Consider the following 6,307-nt stretch of genomic DNA (forward strand, 5'->3'; position numbering starts at 1 on the left):
GGTGGCGCGCATGGCGCGGCCGAGCTTGGTGCGGTTGACGAGGTACATCAGGCCGGCGAGCGTGACGGCGGTGGTGATGAGGATGACGATCTGCACGGTGTTGATCACCGCCCCGCCGATGTTGAACGGCTCGGAGGGCAGCAGGATCGGGTAGGGCTTGGGGTTGGGCTTCCAGATGATCATGGCCAGGGTCTGCAGCAGCAGCGACATGCCCATGGCGGTAATCAGCGGAGCCAAGCGGGGTGCGTTGCGCAGGGGCCGGTAGGCGATCTTCTCGATGCTGAAGTTGAGCATCGCGCACACCACGATGGCGGCCAAGAGCGAGATCAGCAGCAGCAGCCAACCCGGCCAGCCGGTGCTTGCGAGCACGCTGACCACCGTCCAGCTGGTGAGCGCGCCCACCATCAACACCTCGCCGTGCGCAAAGTTGATCAGATTGATGATGCCGTAGACCATCGTGTAGCCCAGTGCCACCAGCGCATACACGCTGCCGAGCACCAGACCGTTGATGATCTGTTGGATGAAAGTGTCCATCGAGGAGTCTCCTGCGAAATCGATAGCGGGTGGTCTTTTGAACCCCGCCTGTACCCTCAAAGCAAAAAGCCCGCCGTGGTGTTGCCGCTGGGGGACTTTGCCTAAGGTTGTGGCTCTGGCTGCCGGGGATTCTATGAGCCGCGTCAGAGCCAGGAGCCTGCGCGTTTCCCCGTACAGGGTCAGCGCGTTTTATTGGCAGGCTTGGTACGGGCCTCGCTGTTCAACCGGCGCAATTCTTCCAGCCGCTCGCCGATGCGCAGCTCCAGGCCGCGCGGCACGGGCTCATAAAAACGGGGCGGCTGAATGTCATCGGGCCAATAACTCTCGCCTGCCGCAAAACCGCCTTCTTCGTCGTGCGCATAGCGATAGTCGCGCCCGTAGTCGAGGTCTTTCATGAGCTTTGTCGGTGCGTTGCGCATTCGCAAGGGCACCGCGCGGGTGCCGTCCTGAGCCACGAAACTCTTGACGGCCTTGTAGGCGGCGTACACGGCGTTCGACTTGGGCGCCATGGCGAGGAACACCACCGCTTGTGCCAACGCCAGCTCGCCTTCGGGGGAACCGAGGCGCTCATAGGTTTCGGCCGCGTCGAGTGCCATGCGCAAGGCACGCGGATCGGCCAGGCCGATGTCTTCACTGGCCATGCGCACGAGACGACGCGCCGCATATCGCGGGTCGACGCCTCCGTCGAGCATGCGCACGAACCAGTAAAGAGCTGCGTCGGGGTCGCTACCGCGCACGGCCTTGTGCAAGGCCGAGATGGTGTCGTAGAACTGCTCGCCGCCTTTGTCATAGCGGCGCAGTTGTTCGCCGAGTGATCGCTCCAGCAAGGCTTCGTCGATGTTTTGGGATTTGCTGGCGGTGCGGGCCAGGTTCTCGTAGGCGTTGAGCAAGCGGCGCGCGTCGCCATCGGCATAACCGATCAGGCGGTCGCGGGCCGCGTCGGTGAGCGGTGGGGCGGCGAGCAGCGCTTGCGCTCGTGCGAGCAACACCACCATGTCGCCGTCACCCAGCGACTTGAGCACATGCACCGTGGCGCGCGACAACAGGGCCGAGTTGACTTCGAACGACGGGTTCTCGGTGGTGGCGCCGATGAAGGTAAACAGGCCAGACTCCACGTGCGGCAAGAAAGCGTCTTGTTGTGCCTTGTTGAAGCGGTGCACTTCATCCACAAAGACCACCGTGCGCCGGCCCGTGGTTTGTGCCAGCTGAGCGCGCTCGACGGCCTCGCGGATGTCTTTCACGCCGCCGAGCACGGCCGAGATCTGGATGAACTGCGCCTCGAAGCCATCGGCCATCAGGCGCGCGAGAGTGGTCTTGCCGACACCGGGGGGGCCCCACAAAATCATCGAGTGCAAGCGGCCCGAATCGAAGGCCACGCGCAAGGGCTTGCCCTCGCCCAGCAGGTGCTGCTGGCCGATCACTTCGACGGGGGTCTGGGGGCGCAGGCGTTCGGCGAGCGGGGCTTGCGGGGCGTCGTCACCCAGCGGCAGGGGCAGGGATTCCATGCGGCGATTGTCGCAGCCGCGTCGTCAAGACCTACTGTTCGATGAGGTCTGCGCCTTGGGGCAGCTTGAACACAAAGGCGTCTGCGCTCAGCGGCACATTGCCCGCAAACTGGTTGAACTGCAGCAGCGAGCGCTGGCCAAACGCATCGATCACCTCCACCGAGGCCAGCGTCTTGCCGCGAAAACCGATCTTCACCGACTTGAAGGCACCGTCCTTGGCCTTCGGTTTGGCCTCGGCCCAGTCGAGCCCGTCTTTGGCGGGCAAGGAAGCGAGGTCGAACTCCTTGTCGAGAGAACCACCCGCCAGCAGCGCAGCCGGCGTTGCGCCCAGTGCCTGGCTGAACTGGCGCGAGCTGGCCTGGTTGAGATCAGCGTCGTAGATCCAGACCTTTTGCCCATCGGCCACGATGAGTTGCTCGAAGGGCTTCAGGTAATTGAAGCGAAAGCGGTTGGGACGTGAAAACTCGAAGCGACCGCTGGAGGTCTTTTTCTTCAAGCCATCGGGTGAGGTGACTGTCTGCGTGAAGTCGGCTTGGCCTGTTTTGACGTCGCGCACAAACTCCCTCAGCGTGTCGACGGAATCCGCGTGAGCCGCGGCCACAGCAAACATCAGCAACGAAGCAGCAATGTGTTTTTTCATTCAGCGCGAGCCGGGACGATGATGTCGCGGTTGCCATTGGTGGACATGGCAGATACGAGCCCGGATTTCTCCATTTGTTCCAGCAATCTGGCTGCACGGTTGTAGCCAATGCGCAAATGGCGCTGCACCAGCGAGATCGAGGCCCGGCGGTGCTGCAACACGATGCCCACCGCCTGGTCGTACATCGGGTCTGATTCGCCGTTGCCGCCGCCGGGCATGTCGGCGGTCGACACCTCACCGTCACCGTCGAGCACGCCGCCTTCGAGAATGCCTTCGATGTAGTTGGGTTCACCCTGCTGCTTGAGGTAGCTCACCACGCGGTGCACTTCATCGTCACTGACAAAGGCTCCGTGCACGCGGATCGGCAAACCGGTACCCGAAGGCATGTACAGCATGTCGCCCATGCCCAGCAGCGCTTCGGCGCCCATCTGGTCGAGGATGGTGCGGCTGTCGATCTTGCTGCTGACCTGGAAGCTCAAGCGCGTGGGGATGTTGGCCTTGATCAGGCCGGTAATCACGTCCACGCTTGGGCGCTGCGTGGCCAGGATCAAGTGGATGCCCGCCGCGCGCGCCTTCTGCGCGAGGCGAGCGATCAGCTCTTCGATCTTTTTGCCGACCACCATCATCAGGTCGGCGAGTTCGTCGATCACCACCACCACAAAGGGCAGGCGCTCCAGCGGCTCGGGTTGTTCGGGCGTCAGGCTGAACGGGTTGGGAAGCGTCTCGCCACGCTCGGCGGCTTCGGTGATCTTCTTGTTGTAGCCCGCGAGGTTGCGCACGCCCAGCTTGCTCATGAGCTTGTAGCGGCGCTCCATTTCGCCCACACACCAGTTGAGCGCGTTGGCCGCCTGCTTCATGTCGGTGACCACCGGCGCCAGCAAATGCGGAATGCCTTCGTAGACGCTCATTTCCAACATCTTCGGGTCGATGAGGATGAGCCGCACGTCGCGAGCCTCGGCCTTGTAGAGCAGGCTCAGGATCATCGCGTTGATGCCCACCGACTTGCCCGAACCTGTGGTGCCGGCCACCAGGCAGTGCGGCATCTTGGCGAGGTCGGCCACCACGGGTGCGCCGATGATGTCTTTGCCCAAGCCCATGGTGAGCTGCGAGGCGGCGTCGTTGTAGACCTGCGAACCGAGGATTTCGCTCAGGCGGATGGTCTGGCGTTTGGCGTTGGGCAACTCCAGCGCCATGTAGTTCTTGCCGGGGATCACCTCGACCACGCGAATGCTCACGAGGCTCAGCGACCGCGCCAGGTCTTTCGCCAAGTTGACGATCTGTGCGCCCTTCACGCCGGTGGCAGGCTCGATCTCGTAGCGAGTGATGACGGGGCCTGGCGACGCGGCGACCACGCGCACTTCGACGCCGAAGTCCTTCAACTTCTTCTCGATGAGGCGCGAGGTCATCTCCAGCGTCTCGGGCGTCACACTTTCCACGCGGCCCGGTGCGGCGTCGAGCAGGTCAACCTGCGGCAGCTTGGTGTCGGCGAGCTCGGTGAAGAGCGGCTTCTGGCGCTCCTTGACGACCCGCTCTGACTTGGGCACCTCGATCATCGGTGTCTCGATGACGATGGGCACGTGGTCTTCATGCAGCTGGTGCTCGAACTCGACCACATGCTCACGTTCACGCAGCGCCTGCTCGCCGATGCGTTGGTCTTCGGCGCGCTCGATGCGCTCGACACGGCGCTCGCGCAGCGAATCAACCCACTGCCCGATCCCTTCAGCTACACGCAGCCACGAGAAGCGGAAGGCCAGCGACAACCCCGCCACCAACACCGCAATCCACAACACACCGGAGCCGGCAAAGCCCAAGAGCTTCTGGCTCACCGGCCCCAGCAGATAACCGAGCACGCCGCCGGCATTGCCCCCGGCCACCCGCGTTTCGAGTTGGTACAGCCGCGTCCATTCGAGCGAGCAGCTGGCGCTGAGCAAGAGCAACACACCCACCCAGAACATCCACAGCGGCAAATGCGGTCGGTGTGTGCTGGGGGCGTCACCACCGCGCAGTACGCGCGCGAGAGCGCCGAGCCACGCGCGCAAGGCAATCACCAAACCCCACCAGGCGGAGTAGCCAAACAGCACGAACACAAGATCAGAGAAGCGCGCACCCAGCGCGCCGATCTTGTTGAGCGGCAAAGCGCCCGTGCCAGAGGTCGAGAACGCGGCATCCGCCGGGTTATGTGTGGCCATCGCAATCAAGGCCAGCAGCCACAGCACCCCACCCACCAGCACGCCAAAACGCGCGCGCAGACCCACGGGCTCGAACGGCGCGCTCAAGCTGGGTGAACCATCACGGGTGTAGGTGCCAGCGGCCGACGCGTTGTGGCCCGCGTCAGGGCGAAGCGATCCAAGCGGAAATGTCATGCAGCCATTGTGGCCGAAGCGACCGGGCGCACATGATGTGCGGACCGGTGTCGCCGCACGGTCAGCCGGTCAGGCGTTCCTTGATGATGACCGAGCCGTTTTCCTGGGTCTCGACCATGCCGCGGTCTTCCAGGTCTTTCATCACACGGCTCACCATCTCGCGTGACGCCCCGACGATCTTGGCCATGTCTTGGCGCGAGACTTTGTTGCGGATGATCTTCACATCGCCCTCGTCTTCGGCCATGTCGAGCAGCGAGCGCGCCACACGGCCATACACGTCGAGCAGTGCCAGTGATTCGATCTGGCGGTCGGCGCTGCGCAGGCGCTGCACCAAGCCGCGCATGATCGCGTAAGAGAGGCTGGAGTTCTCGGGCAGGCAGCGCGCAAACTCGGCACGGCCCAGGATCAGCATGTCGGTTTGCACCTCGGCGCGCACCGTGGCCGAGTGGGGCTCGTTATCGATCAAGCTCATCTCGCCGACATAGTGGCCCGGTTGCAGCACCGCCAGAATCACCTCGCGTCCGCGCGAATCTGAAGTCAGCACCCGTGCGCGCCCGGTCAGCAGGATGTACAGCGCGTTCGACTTCTTGCCATGCTCCACGATAATTTCACCGCGGCGAAACCGGCGCTTCACCACGCTGTCGGCGATGGCTGAAGCCTGATCATTGGTGAGCAGGGAAAACAGCGGTACCCGCCGAATCAAGTCCAGGTTGGACAACATGGCCATCGGAGAACCTCCTTGTGTCGATTGCGCAGTCTAAGGATTCAAACGTGGAAAACTAACGCTTCCACCAAATATCGGTATTGTCACCATTACACGAATTGATGCCAGTCGGCGTCAACCCCATGTCAGACTGACATTTCTTGCGTTTGCTTTGACGTTTTCACACTGCCATTTTTCTCATGAGCCAAACTAACCAACACGCCCAAGTCCTGATTCTGGGCTCTGGCCCCGCAGGCTATACAGCCGCCATTTACGCGGCGCGCGCCAACCTCAAACCGATGCTCGTCACGGGCATCGCACAAGGCGGCCAGCTGATGACCACGACCGAGGTCGACAACTGGCCCGCCGACGTGATGGGCGTGCAAGGGCCTGACCTGATGCAGCGCTTCTTGCAACATGCCGAACGCTTCAACACAAAGATCGTGTTCGACCACATCAACCAGGTCGACTTCTCCAAGCGCCCGTTCACGCTCAAGGGCGACTCGGGCACCTACACCTGCGACGCGCTCATCATCGCCACCGGCGCGTCGGCCAAGTACAT

At 62.9% G+C, this 6,307-nt stretch carries 6 protein-coding genes; 1 reads left to right on the forward strand and 5 read right to left on the reverse strand.

The window, feature by feature from the left end; genetic code table 11:
- From RMO40_RS22745 to RMO40_RS22765, 5 genes are all read right to left on the reverse strand, one after another.
- Positions 1-534: ABC transporter permease subunit (locus RMO40_RS22745; protein WP_309725880.1), on the reverse strand; the 534-nt coding region annotated here is incomplete at its 3' end.
- Between the two features lie 179 nt (positions 535-713).
- Complete coding sequence (locus tag RMO40_RS22750) at positions 714-2,039, reverse strand: AAA family ATPase (protein WP_309725881.1); 1,326 nt, start codon at positions 2,037-2,039, stop codon at positions 714-716.
- Positions 2,040-2,070: 31 nt separating this feature from the next.
- Positions 2,071-2,679, reverse strand: a complete 609-nt coding sequence (lolA, locus tag RMO40_RS22755) for an outer membrane lipoprotein periplasmic chaperone LolA (protein WP_309725882.1) — start codon at positions 2,677-2,679, stop codon at positions 2,071-2,073.
- Positions 2,676-5,042, reverse strand: coding sequence for a DNA translocase FtsK 4TM domain-containing protein (locus RMO40_RS22760; RefSeq protein ID WP_309725883.1), 2,367 nt, complete (start codon positions 5,040-5,042; stop codon positions 2,676-2,678). The genes lolA and RMO40_RS22760 overlap by 4 nt, the downstream gene beginning before the upstream one ends.
- Positions 5,043-5,103: 61 nt before the next feature.
- A complete protein-coding gene (locus RMO40_RS22765; RefSeq protein ID WP_309725884.1) occupies positions 5,104-5,769 on the reverse strand; it encodes a cyclic nucleotide-binding domain-containing protein in 666 nt (221 codons plus the stop codon).
- 176 nt (positions 5,770-5,945) lie between these two features.
- On the opposite strand from RMO40_RS22765, the gene RMO40_RS22770 reads away from it, so the two are divergent.
- On the forward strand, positions 5,946-6,307 hold a 362-nt coding region (locus RMO40_RS22770), incomplete at its 3' end, for an FAD-dependent oxidoreductase (RefSeq protein ID WP_309725885.1).

This window comes from Rhizobacter sp., assembly GCF_031412075.1.
In the GTDB taxonomy this organism is placed as follows: Bacteria; Pseudomonadota; Gammaproteobacteria; order Burkholderiales; family Burkholderiaceae_C; genus Rhizobacter.

Bases quoted from the DNA above. Each gene is read 5' to 3' on its own strand.
- RMO40_RS22750 (WP_309725881.1), bottom strand. From the start codon at position 2,039: ATGGAATCCCTGCCCCTGCCGCTGGGTGACGACGCCCCGCAAGCCCCG.
- lolA (WP_309725882.1), bottom strand. From the start codon at position 2,679: ATGAAAAAACACATTGCTGCTTCGTTGCTGATGTTTGCTGTGGCCGCG.
- RMO40_RS22760 (WP_309725883.1), bottom strand. From the start codon at position 5,042: ATGACATTTCCGCTTGGATCGCTTCGCCCTGACGCGGGCCACAACGCG.
- RMO40_RS22765 (WP_309725884.1), bottom strand. From the start codon at position 5,769: ATGGCCATGTTGTCCAACCTGGACTTGATTCGGCGGGTACCGCTGTTT.